The following is a 17,363-nucleotide window of genomic DNA, read 5'->3' on the forward strand; positions in this document are numbered from 1 at the left end:
CCGCATAGCCTCAAAACGAGATCACCGAGTGGCTGTCGATACACCACTCCAGCGGACGTGACCGGCGCCGACGGGACTTCCAGTCACCGCGCCCTGCGGTAGAGGTAGAGGCCGGTCATCAGCAGGGTGATTCCCGTCGGTACGAGCACTCCGTCCCAAAGAAGGCGATGGTGGTCCGGAAGGGTCGACCCCACCAGAATGATCAGGCCCGTCCCCTGCGCGATACCGGCCCATGCCTTCGCAGAGTCTTTGGTGACAGATTCGGCCGACTTCCTGAGGTTCGCCAAACGCAGACCGCAGATCGTGATCAAGAAGATGGCCATACACAACACGCCGACGAACGTCAGTACGTCCGAAAGGCCCATTTATTCCCTCCCGTGATCATGAGGAATTGAGAAGTATTCCCGAACTTCAGGTCCAGCGGGGGTGGCGGTGCGGAATCCTGGTTCCGCACCGCCATTATTCACTGCCTGTTATTGGTGCCAGGTGTAGCCGCCGGACCAGACCCATCTGTGGTGCCAGCCCCACCACCACCAGGAGACTCGATACTCCTTGATCTCGAAGTAGATCCCGCGGTCTCCACCCCAGTCGTCGATCACCTGCAGGGCAGCGGCGTCGAGCCCCAGCCCAGCCCCTATGGAGGCGCAGAACCACCCGCAGACCAACGAGAGTGCGCCGAACACCGCAGCGCCCAGGTAGAGGAGGCCGATGAGGCGGTGGGTACGCCATTCACTGACGTAGGCCCGGCACGTCTTCCAATTTCCCGAGACTCTGCACCACTGCGCGTTGGAATTGCCTCGTGTTCCGGTGAGGTCGTATCCCGTCACCGGGTTCTGGTTGGCGTAGTCGTAGGCGGTGGCAGATCCCTGGAAGACCGGGTCGGTCTGAAGGAAGCGGCCGAGTGACGGGTTGTACAGGCGGGCGCCCATGAGAAGGTCGCCGGTGGGCGTCTCGCTGGAGCGCTGCTTGCCGCCCAGCCAGTCATAGCGCGAGGTGCTGGTACCGGCGAGCGGATTGCCGTACTCGTCGGCCGCCATCACCAGGACCGGAATGGCGCTGTCGTTGATGGGCAGCACCATGTTGACGTCACCGTGCAGATTGGTGAGCTCCAGCAGGATGTCGCCCTTCGCCGACGAGTAGATGGCGCTGAGGTCTCCGGCGATGTCGTTGACGTTGCGCGTGTACGCGCTCGTGCTCTCGCTGGTCCAGGAAGGCGAGTCCGAGGAACCGTCGTAGTGGTTGGTGCGGGCCGCGGTCTGGGTCCAACTTCCGGATGTGTTGGTTTCCGACTTGTAGGACCGGCTGCGGCCCAGGGGGTCCAACTGCCAGGTGACGCGGCTGGTGCCGGAGGTCTGCTGATAGGCCAGGTCGTTGGCGTAGTACGCGGTCGTCGTCCCACTCGGCTCAGCGGTCGTGCGACCGAGGGCGTCGTAGGTGTAGCCGCTGTCGACCAGACGGTCGGCACTGTCGTAGCTGTGGCTGACCGTGGTTCCACCACTGGTGGGGCAGGCCGCCTTGGCGGCGCCGACGGCCGTGGTCAGACCCGTGCGGTTGGAGTCCTTGTCGAAGGCGTAGTGCCGCGTGGTGCAGGTACTGGTCGCGCCAGTGGTGGCACTGGTGGTGAGGACGGTCTGGCTTACGTCCGAGAGGCGTTCCGCGGCGTCGTAGGCGTACGTGTTGTTGACGCCAAGGCCTCCGGTGGTGGACTGGGCCCGGCTGACCTCCAGCCCGGTTCCGGAGAACCCCGCTTGGTCGGAGAGCAGTACGTTCCCGTTCGCGTCGGTGTAGACCCGGGAGGTGGCCTGTCCGGTCTCGTCCGTGGCGATCTTGAGGGTGATCGATCCCGGCAGGGACTCCGTACTCACGTTGCCATCGGCGTCATAGGTGGCGCTGAAGGCCCCGGCGTTGGAGTCGGTCTGCGTCGTTGCCACACCGCGCGGGTCCTTGCCGGTGTCGTAGGCGTAGGTGGTGGTCGACGGCGCCGTGTCGCTGGTCTGCGTGGGTCGGTCCAGGGCGTCGTACTGAACGGCGGCGGTGTTCCCGTCCGCGTCGGTCGACGAGATCCCGCGGCCGAGTTGGTCGTAACTCACGGTGGTCGAGGCGCCGTCCGGCGTGGAGACCTTGGCCTGCTGACCGTTGCTCGTGTTGTAGGTCGTGGTCGTCGTCTGCACAGCCTGGCCGACACCGCCGGATACCGCGACCGTGCTCTTGCGGCCTGCCGCGTCGTAGGTGGCGGTGGTGGTACGGGTGACGCCGTTGGCGGTCTGGGTCACCGTGCTCGGCGCGCCGTACAGATTGTAGGTAGTGGTCGTGGTGGCCCGCTGGCTCGGGTTGGAGCCACCACCGGTGATGGCTCCGGCCGGGGCTGTCCGGCAGACCATGTCAGCCCACTCGGGGTGGCCTCCGCAGGGACTGCTGCCGGTAGCGGTGTAGTAGGTGGTCGTGGTGGTACCGGCGTCAGAGCCGGTAGTAGAGGACGGCTGGGAGTTGGAGATCACGTTGCCCGCGGCGTTGTACCCCGTTGCGGTGCTGATCGCCAGGCCTGCCGGGTCGACAGTGGTCTTGGTCTCCTGTCCCAGCGTCCAGTCGTAGGTGGTCTTGGTGGTGCGCGTGTCCGCGTCCGTGGTGTAGCCCGCGATGGCGCTACCGGTGACGGCCGTGGTCACCAGGCCGGACGCATCCGCAGAGCCGTCGGTGGGACGGCCTTCGTCGTAGGTGTTGTGGGTGTGTGTCCGGGCGGCGACGACGGAGCCGGCGACCCGGGCGGCGCTGGTACCTGAGGCGGCCAACGCGTGCTCCAGAGTGACCTGGTGCAGCGGGCCGTAGGTGTCGGTCACCAGCTGGCCGCTGCTGTCGCGTACGTCCACCGTGGACAGCAGGTTGGCACGCTGCGCGGTGGTCATCGCTGCCAGTCCGAGCACGTTGAGCTCGGTGTTGGTGCTCGTGGCCAGGGCGAGTTCGCGGTTGGCGGCGCTGAGCTGGCGCGCGGAGTGCCCGACAGCGTCATAGTCGGTGGTGGTGATGTGGCCACCGGGGGAGGCGGTGTTGGACTCGCGCCCGTTGACATCAAGGTAGTGGATCGCGGCGCGGGTGTAGGAGCCGGAGGTGAGGTGCCCGGATCCGGTGTTGGAGGTGGGAACCTGATCGGCGGGGAAGACCGCTGTGGCGTCGGTCGCCGCATCGGCCTGAGCCAAGGCGGCCACGTCCGAAGCGCCCATCGCGTAGGGGCCGCCCGCCGAGGTGGTGAGGGGCACGTCGTAGACGACGGTGGTGGTTGCCGTGCCGTTGGTCGACGACGCGGAGCCCGGGGTGAGGGTCGGGCGGGAGACGCTCAGCAGGCGTCCCGCGTTGGTGTCGCCGCTGGTGCCCGCGGCGCCGTAGGTGAACGTCCAGGGGAGCTGGCCCGGAGGCGTGAGTGTGGCCACCCGGCCGGCCGCGGTGTAGGTGTACGCGGTCACGAGGTTGGGCGTGATCCGCGGGTCCCACACCTGACGGAGGGCGCCGGTGGAGTCGTACGCGTACTGGGTGACGGTCTTGGACGTCTCCGTACCCGTGGACGGGTCGGTGGCCCACATCACGATCTTGTTGGCCTGGCCGGTGTAGTCGCCGAACGTACCGCTGGTCGTGCCCGTCGCGGTGGTCGTGGCGGCATAGCCCAATTCCAGGACCCGGCAGCCCGCTGCCGGCGTCGCCGGGGCGAGGCAGGACGCGTTGAGGTCGGAGATCGCGGACGTGGGCGCGGCCATCCGGGCCAGGCGCATCGAGGTGGTGCCGGCGCTGGTCACAGAGTCGAAGCGGTAGCGCACCGTGGTGCCGCTGCCGGCCGGGCTCGTCGAAGCGACAGCCCACACACCCGCCGTGGTGGAGGACTTGGCGAAGACCGTCGTCGTTCCCGAGGTGTCGGTCAGCGTGTAGGAGTCCGGGGAGCTGCTGTAGCTGAGTGTGTACGCCTCAGAGCCGGGCTCCGGAGTCCAGGACCCGTTGCTGTTCTTGGTGAACGAGACCTGTGAGCCGGCTGAGCCGACGAGTTCCACGGCGGTGGAGGTCACCGGACGGATCTCGGTGTAGTCCGTCATCGCCGTCGCAGAAGCGCCCGCCAGTTCCCAGCCGGGCCCGAAGGGCGCGATCTGACCGGCCGGCGGGGTCCCCTGGGAGGTGCGGGAATCGAGTGTCTGGCCGACCGACATTCCGAAGACGGAGGTTTCCGGGCCGGCCAGGGTGTAGTTGCCGGTTGACAGGTTGAGCGTGCCCGGCCCGACCGAGGCGCTGGCGGTCTGGGTGGCCGCGCGGTCCAGGGTGACGGTTACGGCGGACGTGTCGTGGCTCGCCGAAGAAGTATCCGTGAACTCGGCACGGACCTGGACCGAGCCGTCATCGCCCAAGGTATCGGAAACGTCCCAGACAAGCGGGGAAGAGGCACCGCTCGTGACGGCCACCGGCCAACTGCTCACAGCGTTGCCGCCGGACGTCACCTCGGCGACCGGGATGGTGGTCCAGCTGTCCGTGGCGGATCGCCGGTACTGGAACTTCACCGACTGCCACGTCGATGACGCTGCGGCGGCGGTCAGCGTGACACGCCGCGCGGTCCTGGTGCCGTCGGTGGGCGAGGTGACAGCGCCGTTACCCGCGTTGAAGCTGTAGACCGTCGATGCGGACAGGTTGCCGGCATTGTCGCGGGTGGAGACGGTCAGGGTGTGCGGGCCGTCGGTGGGCGGGGTGACGTTGACGCTCACAGCGGTACCGGTGGTCGCCACGGAGTTCTGGGCCCCGGAGTCGAGCTGCCAGACGACGGCGGCGGTGTCCGTGCCGCCGGAGGGCGGGGCGATGGTGAACGCGCCGCTCTGTCCGGCGCCCTTGCCCCAGCCGCCGGAGGGGTAGTCCGTGGAGGTGATCGTCGGCGTGCCGGGCTTGGTGGTGTCGATCGTGAAGACCAGTCCGTTCGGGACGGTCTGACGCGACCACAGGGAGCCGTCGTACCCATAGGGCCACGCGGTGTAGGTGTGACCGTTCACCAGTGTTCCGGCCGGGACGGAGGCGCTGGAGATACCTCCGGAGGCGGTCCAGCTGCCGTTGAGGTTGGAAATGACCTTGGTGTTGGCGCCACCGGTGGTGTCGTAGACGTTCCACTGGGCCATCACGTTGCCGCCGTCGGCGTCGGTGACAGCTGACTGGAGCTGCGGGGTGGCCGTATTGGTGTAGAGAGTCGTGGTGGAGCCGGAGACCGAGGAGACACCGGGCGCCACTGTGGGGGCGGTCGGCATCGGGTACGAGTTGTAGGTCACCGACAAGTAAGGCACGTTGGCGGAGGCGTTGGCGGAGTAGAAACGCTTCCAGCCGCTGCTGTCCGTCTCGTCGGACGCCCTCAACCCCATGTAGGCGGCGTCGTAGCCGTTGTCACCGGCGTACTGGAGGAAGGTCGTGGGGTCGATGGAGACCCAACCGGCCGGACTGGAGGCGGTGCAGTCGCTGGAGTAGCCCTTGGTCTGGGTGGTCGAGGCGTACTTCGACTTCCAGACAGGCTGGTTCGACCAGACCGTGTCCGTGGAGGACTCTCCGGACTCCCACAGTTCCCACGGCGACTGGACGCAGTCACCGGCCCAGTACTCGTAGAGATTCAGCGACGAGGACAGGATCTGCGTGTTGTCGAGCTGGAGGACCGGGAACTCCAGAAACGAGCGGGCGACGTCCGTGCCGCCGTCATAAGTGCCCAGCTTCAGGTCGGTGGACGTGTACTCGGGGGTCGTGTCGGTGTTCTCCACGAACGTGTCCAGCAGGGGAGAAAGGCTCGTGGAGGGGTCCACCGTGACCGGGTACCGCGTCTTGGGGTCAGCCAGGAACTTCGCGTCCGGGGCCAGGGTGAGATTCACCGTGTCTCCGGCCTGGGACATGGTCATTTTCACTGGGGCCCGGTGCGGGTGCTCCAGGGACTTGGCGTCGACCTTCGCGTCCCACATCACCGGCGCCGGTATCGTGCCGGCGACCTTGCCGTGGGCATCGGTGAAGGTGATCGAGCCGTTCTTGCGCTGCTTGGCCGTCAGCCCATTCGCGGAGACAGGAATGGTCACCGTGTAACCGGCCTTGGGGCGGGACTTGAGGATCACGTTCTCCTCGAAGCCGGTCCGCGTCGCCTGCACGGTCACATCCGCGCCCGGCGAGACGTTCGCGTAGGTGGCGGTGGTGCCCTTGAGTGAGGGCTTGGGAAGCGTACCTTTCCACCCAACCGCGACCCGGTGCTTGCCCGAACCCACGTCAGCAAGCGTGGCATTCTTGCCACCAGGCGCGAGAACCAAACCATTTGGCTGGGCTTTGGGTGTGATGGAGCCCCCGGCATTCACCTGCAGGGTCGTATCGACATCAACCCATTTCCCGGCTCGCTTGAAGCGGATCGGTGCGGCATATGACCGGGTGGTCAGCGAGCCGTTCGGATTTGCCCAAGTGGTGGTCTTGGTTGTAAGTTGGTCAAGGATCTCGACCTTGTGTTTGCGCAGTCGGGCTGTGGCGAATGCCGACGCTACGTCAGGAGCCGAGAGTGGTCCGGTAGAGGCGGAGCGGGACTTCGCCGCCGAGGTGGTGCGCGCCTTGTGAGCGGGGATGGCGAAGGCTTACCCAGTGGTCGAGAGCGTTACGGCCGCTTCGGTGAACAGCAACAGCGCCAGCGCCGTTGCTGTTGTCATTCGCCGAGGTGAGCTTGATGGGGATCCGCCGTTCGGTCTTCTCCGGAAGCGGGATGTGCGACTGGTCCTCACGGGACTCCTCTAGTACGTCCGGGCGCAGGCGGCGCCCATGATCACACAAGAGATACAGGCTGGGAATTCTCGTCGTCTAGATCCAATTTGAGCCGGTGAAAGCTGATCGGATATGGCCAAAAATGGTCGCCAAGCTCACGCATGTGCACGCGGATGCTAGCTAAATTCAGATATTTCATTGTGCAGGGTCACAAATGCACACTCGATGCCGAGGGTGGGTCGTCCGACCCGGGGTGGTTCACACGCCGGGTGCCCTGCACGGCCCTCGCGGCGAAGTCGACGGGAGGAATAAAGCTGGCGGCCGTACTGTCGAAGACGGAGGACACCGCGGTGACCTCCCTGCGCGGCACCCGCTCCCGCCTCGCGGCGCTGGGTGAGGCCTACACCGCCGCCGACACCAAGTCACCGTCGACAGGACGCGGGTGTGGGGAAAGGTGGCCACCGCCTGGGTCACCGAGACCACCGTCCTCACGTACAAGAAGATCCGCGGCGACGAGCCCGGCACCACGGACTTCAAGGCGCACCACCTGCTGACCTTCGCCGCCCAGCCGGACGGCACCTGGAAGCTCTCGACGGGGAACTTCGTGAGCCAGAGCGTCTCTAGAACTCTGTGTGTGCCTGTGGTTTCCAGGCTTTTCGGGCGCGGCGTGGCCGTGTGCGGTCACCGTCCGGTGGTCCGAACCTCGGGGTGAGGGGGTGGACTTCGGTGGTGTGCAGGTGGTGGAAGCCGGTCCGCTCGGCGGCGCGGGTACATCGCCGACAGGTTCTGCGTGAGAGCCGCCCCCGGCCGGCCGGAAGAAGGTCTTCTTCGATCCGGCCGGGGGCGCGTACTCCATGACCTGGCACCGGACCGGATACGGCGGCTGGTGCCTGGGTGTCATGCCCCGCCGGACGCTGGACTGCCCCCAAGGCGGGGGTGGTGGCGGGGACCGTACGCACATCGGGCATACGGCGGGAAGTCTTGTGGTCCGGGGTCTGTTCGGCGGCGCGCCGGGCACCTCGGTGCCGGGGGACGCTCGGCCTGCTGGGGGTGGGGTACCCCTTGCCCGGAGTGGCCTTCGGCCCGCGGGGCCGGGGCGGGGCCTGCTCGGCGCGGCGCTGTCGGCGCAGGCGGCGGGTGGTCTTCTTCGGACGCCTCACCAGGCGCACGGTGCCCTCGATGGTGGTGCGGATGGTCCGGGCCCCGGTGGTGCGGTCGGTGACGGTGTGGGTCTGGGCGAGCAGGCCGCGGGAGACGATCCGGCGGGCGGCGGCGTGATCGCGGTCCATCGAGAGCCCGCAGCCCGCGCAGTGCGCCCACTTCCAGCCCCGCTCACCGATTCGGTCGGGGGCGGGGTGGTGGGTGAGGGTGTTCAGGCAGCCGGGGCAGCGTTTGGAGGTGCCCCGGGCCGGGACGGTGACCACCGCGATCCCCGCCGTCGCTCCCAGGTGCCGCATCGCCTCGGCGACGGTGCCGCGCACCTGTCCGGACAGGCGGGCGTTGCCCTTGCGGTAGCCACGGGTTTCCAGGGTGGCGAGGTCTTCGAGGTAGATGACGCTCGCGCCGAGCGTGACCGCCTGGTCGACGGCCCAGCGGGCGGCCGCCCAGGCCAGCGCGTCGTTCAGGTGCCGGATGCGGGCACACACCCGCCCGTGCTCGACCTCCAGTACCCGGGCCCGGTCGAGGTGTTCCCCCCAGGCCGGGTGCGGGACGCCGAGCCCGTCGGCCAGCGCTTGGTGGCGATCGCGCTTGGCGGCGAGGTGCTCGCGGTGGCCGCGCAGTCGGTGCAGGGAAGTGCTGATCACGGTGGCGTCGAAGACCAGGGGCCGCCCGTCGGTGACCACCCGGCGGGTCTGCCCCTTTCCGGTCAGGCGGCCCAGGACGCCGGTGAGCAGGGTGTTGACACCCCAGTCGAAACCGAGTGCCACAGTATGCCCGCTCGCCTTGGTGGCCGGGGCGGGCCGGGAGTGCGGCAGGTCGACGGCGATTCTCCCGGCAGGGGTGGGGCGCAGGGCCGGGGTGTGCAGCACCGCATCCGGCGTGATGGTGCCGGGCAGCCGGATGTCGATCACGTGCCAGGCCCAGTCCCGCCCCGAAGCGGGGGCCGCCCGCAGGGGGAGTTTGACCCGCAGCCGGGCGGTGGCCTCGTCCACCCGCTGAAGGGTGACCTGCTGGCGGTCCATCGCGGCAAGCAGCACCTGCGGGGCTACCTGGGGCGGGCCCTCCAAGGCGCACAGCCCGGCGGGCAACTTCCCGTGCTCGGCCACGAATCCGCGGACCTGCCGGGTGCGGTTGCGGATCTCCGCACCCGCCACCCCGGCAGGCAGCGCCGCCCGCAGCGCCGCCCATTCCGTCTCGGTGCGCCGGCTCGGATCGGCGGGCCAGGTGGCCAGGACCGCGGCCACGATACTGCGGCGGTGCAGGGCCAAGCGCAGGGTGCGCGCCGCGTACTCCTCCGCACCCCGGCGCACCCGGTCCGGGACATACACCCCCGCCGGGGGCGTGACAGTCTGCGGCCAGTGCAGGCGGCGCAGCGCCATCCACCCCTTGGACGGCAGGTCCTCGCCCCGCTCATCCACCCCGGCGGCCAGCACGTCCAGACAGACCTCGTCCCACCGGGAAGCCACCAGAGCGCCCGTCAGTGTCCGGCTCAACCGGGCTAGAAAACCCACCCGTTCCAACAGGACCCGCTGCCCGACCCGCTCACCGGTGGATTCCAGGACGCCGCGGAAGGCGGTGCACGTCGCCGTCGCCATCACCCTGCCCACCCCGCCACCCCGCTCTCCCTATGAGCCCGGCCACTTCCCCAGGGCTGCCGCATCCCGCCACTGCGATCGGCCTAACGACCGACCATCACACAAAGACACGACCTCGTCCCGGCCTGTTGGTCCACCCGAGAACCCCGCGCCCCGAGAGCGCGGGAAGGCCACAAGCGTCAGCAACCGACGAGGACGAGAAAGTGAACACCCACATCTCTCAACACCGGCCGAAACCATGACTGGACGGGGATGAAACCGGCGGAAGAACCTGAGGATCCATACCGACGACACGAAACAGCATCAACCAGCCGCCTTAAGCCAACCCCCCCAACAGTTGAAGACCCTGCTGGCGGGCGGCTGGCAGCCGATCAGCACCGTGACTCCGGAGGAGTACGACACCTGGTACTACGTCGCCAACGGCCAGTCCGACTCCTGGGCGGGCGTGAACGAGTGGTCCTGGTTCACCCAGACCGCCAAGCGCACCGCGCCGCTGGCGAACGTCTACCAGATGGACGTCGGTGACGTCCTGCAGGTGGACTTCGACAAGGACGGGTCCAAGGACCACACCATGATCACGTCCTACCGCAGCTCCAGCGGCATCCCGTACCTGACGTACCACGACGCCGACACCTACCGCCGGTCGTTGTCGAGCATCATCGCGTCGTACCCGACCTCGGCGTACTACGCGTACCGCACCTGATCACCTGATCACCTGATCACCTGAGGTGACCTAGGGATCCGTGGGCCCGGGCGGCTCGGCGGGCTTGGTCTCCGATGCCTTGGTTTCCGATGCCGTGGTCTCCGCTGCCTTGGTTTCCGTGCCGCCCACGGCCTTGGGCGTCGGCGCGGCCCTGTGCGACTGCTGCAGGGCCGTTGCCGAGGCCGACTCCCGCAGCGCTCGCATCCGCTCCGCCCGCTCGGTCTCCTCGGGGTGGCGGGCTTTGTAGTACGGGTTGTCGTGCGGCAGGGCCGAGCCGACCCTCCCGTACATCCCGAAGAACATCAGCAGGACGCCGACCACAAAGCTGAACAGCACGTTCTGGATGTGGAAGGCGAGGAAGTTGTAGCGGCCGTCCAGCAGCGCCAGGTTCAGGAAGCCGTTGAGGATGAACAGGACGCCGAAGACCATGTTGAGGGTCGAGGCGAAGTTCCCGCCGATCACCATGCCCACGAACAGCAGCAGCCCCACGCAGATGGACAGCACGCTGAGCGAGCCGTTGGTGTTCAGCCCTATGACCGTGTCCCCGTGGGTGGTGAAGAAGCCGACGTTGTTGGTCAGGCCCAGGATGCCGAAGGCGAGCAGGAAGAGGCCCATCAGACCTGCGCCGATCCGGTAGAACGTGTTCAGCCGGTGATCGACCGGCAGATGGTCGTCGAAGGCGATGCGTCGTCGGGTTCCAGGACGAAGTACGTGCGTGGCCATGTCCGCCTCCCTCTTCAGCTAGCGGAGGCCGTACGTACATCCCAGCATCCGCCCGGAGGCCCGGGACCGCCAACACAGCGGACCGGGATCCCCGACATCGGGGCCGGGATCGGCGGTACCGGAGACCGGCACGAGGGGTATGGCAGAAGCTCAGACCGGGCCGCCGCGCTCCTCGCGGATCTGCGAGACCACCCGGGCCGCCGTGGCCCGCACCGCCTCCGTCTCGGTCAGGAAGTGCCAGTAGTCGGGGTGGCGCCCCTCCAGCGCGGCGATGGCACGCTCCAGCCGGGCGACGGAGTCGTCGAGCGGGCGGGCGTGCCGCGGATCCGGGGTGTTGCGGCCCGACATGGCCAGGCGCTGGGCGTCCCGGATGGCGAAGCGGGTGCGGTCGATCTCCTGCTGGGGGTCCTTGGACACGGCGTTCAGCCGCCGCAGCCGGTCGCCGGCCGCCGACACGGCCTCGTCGGTGCCGTTCAGCAGCGCGCGCACCGTGGACAGCAGCGAGGTGGCGTCCGGCCAGCGCTGCGCGTCGCGCGCGGCCTGCGCCTCCTTCAGCTTCAGCTCGGCCTGCCGTACGTTCTCGGTGGCCTGCTCCGGTACGTGCTGCAGGTCCTGCCAGCACGCGGCCGCGAACCGGCGCCGCAGCTCGCTCAGCACCGGCTCCACCTGCCCGGCGCGGGTGGTCAGCGCCTGGGCGCGGGTGCGCAGCGACACCAGCCGGTGGTCGATCTCCGCGGCCCGCTCCGGCAGCCGCTCGGCCTCCGCGCGCACCGCCCCGGCCTCCCGCGAGACCCGCTCGGCGCGCTCCAGCGTCTCTGGTACACCATGTTGTCCGGCCCCCTGGTTGAGCTTGGTCAGCTCGGGCCCGAGCGCGGCGAGCCGGCCGGCGAGATCATCGGCTCTGAGCCCTGTCTCCCGTGCGCCGTCGAGGGCGTTCGAGGCGGCGAGCAGGGCCTGGCGGGCGCGCTCGACGGCGGGCGCGAGCCGGGCGAGCTGCGTCTCGGCCTTTCCGAGCAGCGGCCCGAGCCCCTGCGTGAACCGGTCCAGGTCCCCTTTCACCCGCCCCAGCTGGTCCTTGGCGGCGGTGAGTTCGGCTCGGGCGCGGGTGGCGACCGACGCCTCCAGCTCGTCCCGGTCGAGGTCGTGGGCGTCGACGGCCTCGATGTACTTCTGACTGGCCTCGTCGATGCGCCGGCCCAGCGCCTCGAAGTCGGAGACGGCGCGGCGGGCCGCGGGGGAGTCGTCGACGGCGGTGATGGTCTCGATCGAGATCCGCAGATCGCGCTGGGCGGTGTCCAGTTCGTAGAACGCGGCCGCGGCGGCGTCCTTCGCGGCCTGCGCCTCGGCCCGCTGACTCTCGGCGCGTCCGCCGAACCAGCGGCGGGTGCCGCCACCGGCGAAGGCGGCGGGCAGGACGAGGGCGGCGAGGAGCGGGAGGGTGACGAGGGTCAGCACGTCACGGCACCGATGGGGCTGACGGCGTACCGACTGCGCGCGTGGCGCAAACGGCGTGTACGGCTCTGAACGTGTCGCCGTCACATCCCTCTCCCGTGCTGTCATCCGCCTTGCCGGGTGTCATTCTCCCACCGGTTAAGGACGAACACACGGGCCGGTTAGTTCGCGGTTCGTACTGTGATGCTTCCGTCGTTCGCGTGGGCGGACACCACATGGGAACTGGCCGGGTCCCGGGGCACGGACACCCGCACGGATCCGTCCCCGCTCTCGGCCGTCACCCGATAGGTGTCGTGGGGCAGCCCGATGGTGAGCGAACCGTCCTGGCTGCGGGCCTCGACCAGGTCGGGTACGACGCCGAGTTCGAGCTGTACGGACCCGTCCGAGGACTGGGCGCGCACGCGGCGCGAGCCGATGCCGAGGGCGTGGATCGAGCCGTCGGCGGTACGCAGGTCCAGCGCGCCGGAGGAGTTCCTCACGCGGACACTCCCGTCCGACGTACGGATCCCGAGCGCCTCCTTGAACCCCTCCGCCCGTACGCTCCCGTCCCCGTCGACGACCTTCACCGCGACACCGCGCGGCACGACGATCCGGTGCCGTGCACTGCAGTCGGCGACCACGCCGGAACACTTCATCCGCAGCGTCAGCCGGTCGTCCTTCATCGCCCAGGTCACGCGCGGATCCCCACCGACGACGACGTGTCCCTGGAACCACCGGGTGACCTCGACCTTGTCCGCCTCGGCCGACTCGGCGACCACGAGCTCCAGCGCGGAGTCGTCCGAGTCCACGGTGAGCGTACGACCGTGCAGCGCGAACGCCCGATGCTCCGGATGCCTGTCGTCCCCGGCACTCGCCCCGCAGCCTGCGGCGGTCGCGACGAGAGCGACGACGGCACCGGCGACCGCCACGGTCCGAGCAGGTGTCTGTGTCCGAGCCATGAAGATTTCCCCCTGGAATGAACGCCGACGCGCTCCGATGCCCTTCGACGCCTTTCGACCGTACGGTTCCGGGGTACGCCGGGGGATCCGGGCTGCTCCCGGACCGGAGGTGGGGTTAACCCCCGGATACGGGTTTGCGGGGCATCCCCCCGGGCAATGTAGGCTGTCGACTCGTCCTGGGCGCGTAGCTCAGCGGTAGAGCGCCGCCCTTACAAGGCGGATGTCGGCGGTTCGAAACCGTCCGCGCCCACCAGTCTCAGGACACGAACAAGGCCCAGGTCAACCGGTGAGAATCCGGTGATCTGGGCCTCTGTCGTTTCCGGCCGCAGGGGGGCGCCGTGCCACTTACGTGCCAGATGGGCCGCGCCGGGGCCGCTTCACCTTCCTGATCTGCCCGTCCACGTAGTCGGCGATCTCGTGGTCGCGGCCGTTGACGAGGTGCTGATAGACCAGCGCGGCCCGCACCGACGAGTGGCCCATCCGGTGCATCAGCTCGCGGGTGGTGGCGCCACCGGTCGCGGCGAGGGTGTTTCCGGTGTGCCGGAGATCGTGGAAATGGACGTCACCGAGGCCGGTTGTCTTGAGCGCGCGGAGCCAGATCCGGCGGAAGTTGTTGCGGCGGAGGACACCGCCGCGGGCCCCGACGAAGACGAGACCAGTTCGGCCGGCGGAGGCATGCTCGGCCAGGTGGTGCGCCAGCTCGGGCACGAGCGAGGCCGGGAAGGCGACGGTGCGGACACCGGCCGCGCTCTTGGGGGCCTTGACCGTCAGGCCGTCTGTCCGAGTCTCGGCGTATGAGCGGCGGACGGACACGGTGCGGGCCTCCAGGTCGATGTCCCGACGCTGGAGAGCCGCCAGCTCACCGAAGCGCAGCGCCGTGAAGGCGGCCAGGAGGATCAGGGCGCGGCAGTGAGGCGGAACGGCGTCGGCGAGCCGGTACACCTCGGGCACGGAGAGGAACGGCCGCTCGGTGTGGGTGACCGTCCCCGCGCCTTTGACCCGGCACGGATTGCGCTCGATCAGGCCGTCATCCACGGCCGTGTTCATGATGGCGCGGAGGACCTGATAGGCCTTGGCGACGGTGGCCGCGCCGACTCCAGCGTCGAGGAGATCAGTACGCCAGCGCCGTACCTGCGGAGTGGTGATCTCCCGCAGCGGGATCGCACGGAACGTCGACAGGATGTGCCGATTGAGAACGCCTGTGTTGCGCTCGCGGGTGGTGGCCGCGTAGTCGCGATCCTTGATCCAGGCCTCCGCGAAGTCACCGAACGCCACCTTGACGTCGGGGTTCTGCCAGTTGCCGTCGAGGATCTTCGCTTCCTGCTTGACGAGCCAGCGGTCCGCGTCGGTCTGGGTGGCGAAGGTCTTGTCAGCCGTGCGCATCAGGCCGTCAGGGCCCCGGTAGCGGGCCTGGAAGCGTCCCGAAGGCAGCTTGCGTACGGATCCGAAGCGGCGACGGCGACCCTTGGCGTTCGGCATCAAGCCACCGCCTTGAGGTGCGAGGCACGGCCCGTGATCGGCTCCACGGTGTGCTCAGCGATGTACGCGTCCACCGCACTCTCCGGGATGCGAACGTGACGGCCGACCTTCACGAAGGTGATGCGTCGCTCGGCTATCAGACGACGGGGGAAGCGCGCCGAGGTGCCGAGCACTTCGGCCACCTGGTCGACGCTGAGGTATCGGTCATTCACGCTGCGGCTCCTTCCATGGCGGACTGGTCGCGTAGGGCTTCGCGGGCGGTTTCACGGTTGTGCTGGAGGTCGCGGGCGATGGTGGCGGCGAGGGCGGATTCGCCGGGGGTGTGGCCGTGTCCGGCGTACTGCCAGTCGGCGAGGACGAGGACGGTGTCCGGCTCGCGGTCGTCCAGGCCGAGGGCTTGGCGTTCCTGGGCGGCGCGGAAGTCGGCGCGGGCCTGGCGCAGCTCGCCGAGGGTGGTGGAGTAGCGGCGGGACTTGGAGGAGAAGTGGCCGCGGAATCCGAGCATGTGCGCCCAGGCCCATAGACGCCGGTCGGGGTAGAGCGGATCGAGGAGCTTGCACGCCTCGATGAGGCGGCGCGTGTGGTCGGGCACGCCGTGGCGGTCGAGTTCGGAGAGTTCGCCGATGCGGCGGTCGAGGGTGCCGGTGTTCTCGGCGGCTTTGGTGGCGTACTTGGCGACGTAGGAGGCCACGGCCTGTTCGGTGATGTCGGAGCCGTCACCGAAGGCCTTGACGGGGCGGACGTCGAGTTGGGTGCCCCAGCGGAAGGTGCGGGCGGGCTGGTCGGCGGCGGCCGGGACGGAGACCGAGGTGTAGGAGTGCACGGCGGCGGCGCGGATCGCGTCGGTGAGCAGGCCGACGCCCGCCCAGGACGGGGGCGGGGTGTCGGGACCGTCCGGTCCGTCGAGGCGGATCACGGCGTGGAAGTGGAGGGCGCCGCGCTTCTGGAACTCGGCGACCTTGCCGTAAGAGAGCCGGGCCGACTCCTTCAGCTCCCGTTGCGTGAGGCCCGCGCGGGCGGCGATCTCGCGGCGGAGCCGGTTGGTGAAGCGCTGCCAGAGGTCACCCGCGTGGTTGTTGAAGAGGACGGCGCCCGCGTAGTCGTAGGTGGATGGGTCGAGCGCGGTCCCGAGGGCCGGATCGGCGGGGACGTGGTGGGTGCCGCAGCGGCAGACGCCATGGTCGGGGCGGTTGTGGACGGGGCCGAAGGACGGGGCGGTGAGGGTGGCGAAGACGCGGGGGTGATCGCGGACCGTGGAGGGGATGTCGCGGCGGTCGTCTCCGGCCAGGCCCGCGCGGATGAGGTGGTAGGTGTCGCCCGCGTACGTCCAGGCGCAGGACGGGCAGCGGGATGCACGCCGGTTGCCGCAGGCGACCCGGAGCCGTCCGCCGGGCTCATTCTCGGTCGTGTAGTGGTGGAGGGTCTGGCCGGTGGTCTTGTCCTTGGTGAGGGTCCAGCCGGTGAGGTGGATGGGGTCGGCGCATCCTCCGGTGCGCTTGATCTGGTCGTGCCAGCGGTTGTAGTCGTCGGCCGAAGCCACCCTCAGCAGGTCGCCGAGGGTGGTCGGGTCGAGCAGCGGGTTAGGCACGGGCGCCCTCCCGTGCTCGGGTGGTGCGGGCGGTACCGGTGCCGTGGCAGGCCGGGCAGTGGGCGGTGATGGTGCGCAGGTGGCCGTTCCGGTCGCGGCCGCCGAGGGTGATGGCGGCGGAGGCGAAGCCGTCGCAGTTCGGGCAGATCCGGGACGGCGGTCGGGTGCGGTGCGTCATGCTGGGGGTTCCTTCCGGTTGTGAGATCGGGATGGGGCACGGCTCCCGGGCGGCGGAGACTTGGCGGTTGAGGCCGCCCGGGGGCCGGTCAGCGGCGCTTGCCCTCGGAGGCGATCAGCGAGCGGACGACGAGCGCGCACACGGCCACGGACGCGGCGGTGATGGCGACCGCGAGGAGCATCGAGACGAGGACGGCGCCGACGACCAGGACGACGGCGGTGCCGCTGCCGACGAGGGCGATGACGGCGCCGGGGGTCAGCTGCACGGTCGGCCGAGCAGGAGCCGGGGCCGGGGAGACGACCGGGGCGGGCGCGTGGGTCTGCGTGGTGTGCTGCTGGATGACGGTGGTCGGCTTGACGAAGGCGGGCGGGGTGACCAGGCCGGTCGGCTGGGGCATGGTCGGGACCTTGGGGCGGAGCATGGCGGGGTCTCCTTTCGTGGGCGGTTACTTGACGGCGGTGTCGATGGCGGGGGCGAGCAGGCTGTCGGCGAGGAGGTAGCCGCCGAGGAGGAGCACGGCGATGAGCCACCAGGGCGGGCGGATGAGCTTGATGCCGAGCCAGCCGACGACGATCAGGGCGAACCAGAGCGGGACCTGCACGGGGTGTCTCCTCAGCGGGCGGTGCAGCGGTGGGTGCGGGCGGCGAGCTGGGCGGCGGACTGGCTGGAGTAGTCGGCGGACCAGCCGCAGCGGTCGTTGGTGCACACGGCGGCGTGTTTGGTGTGGCCGTGGCGGTCGCGGTGGGTGCCGATCTGCACGGGGCCGATCCGCATGACGGAGTGGAAGTGGTCGCGGGCGGGCATGTCGGTCAGTCCTTCC

At 69.2% G+C, this 17,363-nt stretch carries 13 protein-coding genes, 1 tRNA gene and 1 pseudogene; 2 read left to right on the forward strand and 13 right to left on the reverse strand.

Annotation, left to right across the window (positions count from 1 at the left end):
- Positions 1 to 83 precede the first annotated feature (83 nt).
- The 3 genes from ABZ656_RS22865 to ABZ656_RS22875 all read right to left on the reverse strand — a co-directional run bounded on the left by ABZ656_RS22865 (position 84) and on the right by ABZ656_RS22875 (position 9,482).
- A complete protein-coding gene (locus ABZ656_RS22865; RefSeq protein WP_360270118.1) occupies positions 84 to 365 on the reverse strand; it encodes a hypothetical protein in 282 nt (93 codons plus the stop codon).
- A 108-nt stretch (positions 366 to 473) separates the two neighbouring features.
- Positions 474 to 6,248, reverse strand: a complete 5,775-nt coding sequence (locus ABZ656_RS22870) for an RHS repeat-associated core domain-containing protein (protein WP_360270120.1) — start codon at positions 6,246 to 6,248, stop codon at positions 474 to 476.
- A gap of 1,098 nt (positions 6,249 to 7,346) precedes the next feature.
- On the reverse strand, positions 7,347 to 9,482 hold the full coding sequence (locus ABZ656_RS22875; RefSeq protein WP_360270122.1) for a zinc ribbon domain-containing protein: 2,136 nt from the start codon (positions 9,480 to 9,482) through the stop codon (positions 7,347 to 7,349).
- A gap of 340 nt (positions 9,483 to 9,822) precedes the next feature.
- Here ABZ656_RS22875 and ABZ656_RS22880 point away from each other — a divergent pair.
- Positions 9,823 to 10,185: pseudogene (locus ABZ656_RS22880) on the forward strand (amidase domain-containing protein); the annotation flags it as partial.
- A 30-nt stretch (positions 10,186 to 10,215) separates the two neighbouring features.
- Here the strand turns inward: ABZ656_RS22880 and ABZ656_RS22885 are convergent.
- From ABZ656_RS22885 to ABZ656_RS22895, 3 genes are all read right to left on the reverse strand, one after another.
- Complete coding sequence (locus ABZ656_RS22885; protein ID WP_101405393.1) at positions 10,216 to 10,908, reverse strand: DUF4383 domain-containing protein; 693 nt, start codon at positions 10,906 to 10,908, stop codon at positions 10,216 to 10,218.
- 150 nt (positions 10,909 to 11,058) lie between these two features.
- Positions 11,059 to 12,447, reverse strand: a complete 1,389-nt coding sequence (locus ABZ656_RS22890) for a hypothetical protein (protein ID WP_360270124.1) — start codon at positions 12,445 to 12,447, stop codon at positions 11,059 to 11,061.
- Positions 12,448 to 12,521: 74 nt separating this feature from the next.
- Positions 12,522 to 13,298, reverse strand: a complete 777-nt coding sequence (locus tag ABZ656_RS22895; protein ID WP_360270126.1) for a DUF4097 family beta strand repeat-containing protein — start codon at positions 13,296 to 13,298, stop codon at positions 12,522 to 12,524.
- A gap of 178 nt (positions 13,299 to 13,476) precedes the next feature.
- Between ABZ656_RS22895 and ABZ656_RS22900 the strand changes: the two genes are divergently transcribed.
- Positions 13,477 to 13,551: transfer RNA gene (locus ABZ656_RS22900), tRNA-Val, on the forward strand.
- 92 nt (positions 13,552 to 13,643) lie between these two features.
- On the opposite strand, the gene ABZ656_RS22905 is transcribed toward ABZ656_RS22900, so the two are convergent.
- The 7 genes from ABZ656_RS22905 to ABZ656_RS22935 all read right to left on the reverse strand — a co-directional run bounded on the left by ABZ656_RS22905 (position 13,644) and on the right by ABZ656_RS22935 (position 17,347).
- Complete coding sequence (locus ABZ656_RS22905; RefSeq protein WP_360270128.1) at positions 13,644 to 14,777, reverse strand: tyrosine-type recombinase/integrase; 1,134 nt, start codon at positions 14,775 to 14,777, stop codon at positions 13,644 to 13,646.
- Positions 14,777 to 14,989, reverse strand: a complete 213-nt coding sequence (locus tag ABZ656_RS22910) for a helix-turn-helix domain-containing protein (protein WP_360270130.1) — start codon at positions 14,987 to 14,989, stop codon at positions 14,777 to 14,779. The genes ABZ656_RS22905 and ABZ656_RS22910 overlap by 1 nt, the downstream gene beginning before the upstream one ends.
- Positions 14,986 to 16,365 carry a replication initiator protein RepSA gene (repSA, locus tag ABZ656_RS22915; RefSeq protein ID WP_360270132.1) on the reverse strand — a complete coding sequence of 460 codons (1,380 nt, stop codon included), beginning with the start codon at positions 16,363 to 16,365 and terminating at the stop codon, positions 14,986 to 14,988. Before repSA ends, ABZ656_RS22910 begins: the two co-directional genes overlap by 4 nt.
- A complete protein-coding gene (locus tag ABZ656_RS22920; RefSeq protein ID WP_360270134.1) occupies positions 16,358 to 16,543 on the reverse strand; it encodes a hypothetical protein in 186 nt (61 codons plus the stop codon). The genes repSA and ABZ656_RS22920 overlap by 8 nt, the downstream gene beginning before the upstream one ends.
- 88 nt (positions 16,544 to 16,631) lie before the next feature.
- On the reverse strand, positions 16,632 to 16,964 hold the full coding sequence (locus ABZ656_RS22925; RefSeq protein ID WP_360270136.1) for a SpdD-like protein: 333 nt from the start codon (positions 16,962 to 16,964) through the stop codon (positions 16,632 to 16,634).
- A 24-nt stretch (positions 16,965 to 16,988) separates the two neighbouring features.
- The gene (locus ABZ656_RS22930) at positions 16,989 to 17,144 is read right to left on the reverse strand and encodes a hypothetical protein (RefSeq protein WP_360270138.1); all 156 of its coding nucleotides are present in this window, start codon (positions 17,142 to 17,144) and stop codon (positions 16,989 to 16,991) included.
- Between the two features lie 11 nt (positions 17,145 to 17,155).
- The gene (locus ABZ656_RS22935; RefSeq protein ID WP_069764280.1) at positions 17,156 to 17,347 is read right to left on the reverse strand and encodes a mobile element transfer protein; all 192 of its coding nucleotides are present in this window, start codon (positions 17,345 to 17,347) and stop codon (positions 17,156 to 17,158) included.
- Between the last annotated feature and the right edge of the window lie 16 nt (positions 17,348 to 17,363).

Origin of the sequence: Streptomyces sp. NPDC007095 (genome assembly GCF_040634475.1) — a bacterium.
GTDB lineage: Bacteria > Actinomycetota > Actinomycetes > Streptomycetales > Streptomycetaceae > Streptomyces.